The sequence below is a fragment of the Bacillota bacterium genome, from assembly GCA_040754675.1.
Lineage (GTDB): Bacteria > Bacillota > Limnochordia > Limnochordales > Geochordaceae > Geochorda.
Window position 1 is genome coordinate 1 of record JBFMCJ010000464.1, and the last position, 3249, is coordinate 3249.

Genomic DNA, 3249 nt, shown 5'->3' on the forward strand with positions numbered 1-3249 from the left:
AGACCGAGTGGTGGTATCTCTCGCGCATAGTCCCCTGGCCCGTTCCTGCAGGCCACCCGGTGGAACCCTTCGAGGCCCTCAAGTGGACTCGCGAACGGTGCATGGCCCGCCTATCTGGCCTGACCCCTGCCGAACGCGCCGCCGTCACCCATCCGGACGACGCCACGGCGGCGCGCATCTGGGGCGTACCCGAGCCCTGGACCGCCCGCAAGGTGCTGCGGCGCATGCTGTACCACGAGCGCTACCACACCGGCACCCTACGCCGCATCATCTCGGCCAACCGTTGAAGGACGCGAGATCCCGGTGTTTGCCATCGTCCTGGCCACTGCGTTTAGCCCTAGTGGGTACCTGTTCGAAGCCGAGCAGAAGTTCGATCCGGCGGACATTGTCCGCGGTCCATGGGATGCGTACCCGATGACGTTTACCCTTAATATGACTGGTGCGCCAGGAGGGAATCGAACCCCCAACCCGCGGATTAAGAGTCCGCTGCTCTGCCAATTGAGCTACTGGCGCACCAAATGGCCTGCCGCTGCGCCCCCGCCAGGGCGGCCGGCAGAGAATGCCCGCACATGGTAGCGGCGGCTGGACTCGAACCAGCGACACCGCGGGTATGAACCGCGTGCTCTAACCAACTGAGCTACGCCGCCACGGTGGTTGCGGGGGTCGGATTTGAACCGACAACCTTCGGGTTATGAGCCCGACGAGCTACCAGGCTGCTCCACCCCGCGCCGTCCACCTGCCCACCCCGGCGGAACACCGGCAGGCACCCTTAACATATACACCGGCCTCCGGCGGCCGTCAAGCCGCCCCTCAGGCCGTCACGAACACCGCCTCGGCGATGCGGTGGCCAACGACCTGCTCGTTGCCGTCCACGCTCAGGTTGATGGGCTCGTCGAACGGCCGCATCGCCACCACCTTCACCCTGGCGCCCGGCACCAACCCGCAGCTTTGCAGATAACGCAGGAGCTGCGGGTCGTCCTCCTTGACCCGGACGACCGCCGCCTCCTCGCCGGGGCGCATCTCCGAGATCGGCCTCACCGCGACCTCGGCAACCTTGCCGTCCGGGGTCGGAATCGGGTAGCCGTGGGGGCAGGTGGTGGGCCCTCCGAGCAGCCGGTGAAACCCCTCGATGACCTCTTTAGGCAGGGCGTGCTCCATACGATGGGCCATCTCGTCGACCCGGTCCCACGGGATCTCCAGCACGTCCGTGAGGAAGCGTTCGGCCAGCCGGTGCCGGCGAATCACGTCCAGCGCGACCTGCTCTCCCTTTTCGGTCAGCGTCACGCCGGCGTACTCCCGGTACTCAACCAGCCCCTCGGCAGCCAGCTTCTGGAACATGGCCGTGGCCGATGCCGCCGAGACCCCGAGACGAGCCGCCACGGCCCCCGTCGCACCCTTCTCGCCCTCCTGCTGCATCCGGTAAATGGCTGCCAGATAATCCTCTTTCGACTGTGAAAGCACGGCCGCCCTCCCAAGGAGCCCTGCCCCGGGTAATCCGGCGTGGTAAACGTGGCGGTCGCGGTCGGGGGTGGTGCCGGGGGCGGGAGTTGAACCCGCACGGGCTTCGCCAGCCCAGAGGATTTTAAGTCCCCCGCGTCTGCCTTTTCGCCACCCCGGCGTCCTCGAAAACCTGCTGCAGAATGGGGCTGCGCCCCTCATTGTACGAGACCGACCGTCCTTCGGGCAAGCGGGCCGGGCACGCTCCTGCCTGCTCCGTCCGGCATGCCGGCGATCCGCTGAGCGTTACCCCGTGCTCGTCCAGAAGCTCCACCACCCGTCGCCCCACCGGGTTGCCGCCCCGGCCCAGGTGGTCGGCCAGGTGGGCGTGCAGGCACTTCACGGCCTCAAAGTGCCGGCTCCCTGCCACCCCGGCGGACGCCAGCCGCCTGACCGCGTGCGGGGAGACCCGCTCCAGCCGCTCCATGATCGGCGGGGTGACCATCTGCCGCCGCAGCTCCGCCGCCCCCTCGTGAGCCGCCCGTAGCGCCGCCGCCTTCTGCGGGTCTCGCTTGAATTCGCCCGAGAGGCGGGCAATCCAGCCCTGCGATTCGAGCCGGCTCACCTCCTCCGCCAGATAGGGGCAGGTGAGCCAGAACGTGGTGGGGAAGGGCTCGAGAACCCCGTCCGGCCCCTCAACCGCCGGCGCCGTCACCACCACCGCGGGCTGCCCGAAGCGGCACCTGGCGGCAACGGCAAGGAGACCGGTCGCCGGCCGCCCCAGCTGCGCTCCCACAGTCACGACGTCATCCGGCGTGGCCTTCTCCCACCAGGGACGCCCGATCCCCGGCATCATCCGGTCGCCGTTTCACCCCGGTCCAGGCATGCAGTATGTTGACCCGCCACGCGAAAAGCGGCCGGGACAATCTCCCCGGCCGCGACCCTCAACCCGCTTCCGGCTGCCCTCTGTCAAGCCCGCCGGCTCCCACGCCCTCCACGCTTGGACTCTACGCTGCGCCTCAGGTCCTGCTGCCGCTGCTCGCTCTCCTTCAAAAACCGCTGCAGCTTCTCCTCGAACGAGGCGTTACGCGCCCTCGCTCCGCGGCCACCTGTCCGCTGAGGCGGCCCGTACACCTGCCGGATCGAAAGCCCGATTTTCCCATCGGCGACGTTAATGACCTTGACCTTGACAACCTGGTTTTCTGTCAAATAATCCCGAACGTCCCTGACGTACGTATCGGCAATCTCCGAGATGTGAACGAGTCCCGTCTCCCCGTCAGGCAGCTCAACAAACGCGCCAAAGTGGGTGATGCCGGTAACCTTTCCCTCTATGATGCTGCCGACCTCAACGGCCATGCGCGAGGCTATTCCTCCCCTGTAACCTTTCCTTTGATAACCCGAGGGCTTCCGCGGGCAACCCGATTATATGAGACGCCAAAAAGCCTGTCAATACGGGCTTCGATCGTGTGCAATCGATTAACCTCGGGGTGCTTCGGGGAATTTCGAGGAAGCAAATCCCAGCTCTCCCGGCCCCGGCGGCATCCCGCCCGCCGGGGCCGAACTCACGCGCTCCCGCCCTGCTGCTCCTGCTTTGCCCGATCCCACAGGGCGTCCATCTCTGCAAGCGTCATCTCCGCAAGGGTCCGCCCCTGCTCCCGAGCAAGAGCCTCCACCCGGCGGAAGCGTTCCACGAACCGCCGGGTCGCGTCCCGCAGCGAAAGCTCCGGGTCGATCCGCATGTAGCGCGCCACGTTCACCAGCGCAAACAGCAGGTCCCCCATCTCGCGGTAGGCTGCCTCCCGGTCCTGCTCG

5 protein-coding genes and 4 tRNA genes are annotated in these 3249 nt (G+C 67.1%); 1 reads left to right on the plus strand and 8 read right to left on the minus strand.

Annotated features, from left to right (window positions below; translation table 11 throughout):
* The coding region (locus tag AB1609_19090; GenBank protein MEW6048552.1) for a hypothetical protein at positions 1-287 on the plus strand (287 nt) is incomplete at its 5' end.
* Positions 288-437: 150 nt separating this feature from the next.
* Here the strand turns inward: AB1609_19090 and AB1609_19095 are convergent.
* From AB1609_19095 to AB1609_19130, 8 genes are all read right to left on the minus strand, one after another.
* A tRNA-Lys gene (locus AB1609_19095) sits at positions 438-513 on the minus strand.
* Between the two features lie 57 nt (positions 514-570).
* Positions 571-647, minus strand: a tRNA-Met gene (locus AB1609_19100).
* Positions 648-651: 4 nt separating this feature from the next.
* Positions 652-728, minus strand: a tRNA-Met gene (locus AB1609_19105).
* 82 nt (positions 729-810) lie between these two features.
* Positions 811-1461 (minus strand): metal-dependent transcriptional regulator, encoded by a 651-nt coding sequence (locus AB1609_19110; GenBank protein ID MEW6048553.1) that lies wholly within the window; start codon positions 1459-1461, stop codon positions 811-813.
* Positions 1462-1529: 68 nt separating this feature from the next.
* A tRNA-Leu gene (locus AB1609_19115) sits at positions 1530-1618 on the minus strand.
* Entirely contained in the window at positions 1583-2293 is a 711-nt protein-coding gene (locus AB1609_19120; protein ID MEW6048554.1) for a DUF501 domain-containing protein, read from the minus strand. Before AB1609_19120 ends, AB1609_19115 begins: the two co-directional genes overlap by 36 nt.
* A 113-nt stretch (positions 2294-2406) precedes the next feature.
* Positions 2407-2793, minus strand: a complete 387-nt coding sequence (locus AB1609_19125; GenBank protein MEW6048555.1) for a S1 RNA-binding domain-containing protein — start codon at positions 2791-2793, stop codon at positions 2407-2409.
* 206 nt (positions 2794-2999) lie between these two features.
* Positions 3000-3249: nucleoside triphosphate pyrophosphohydrolase (locus tag AB1609_19130; GenBank protein MEW6048556.1), on the minus strand; the 250-nt coding region annotated here is incomplete at its 5' end.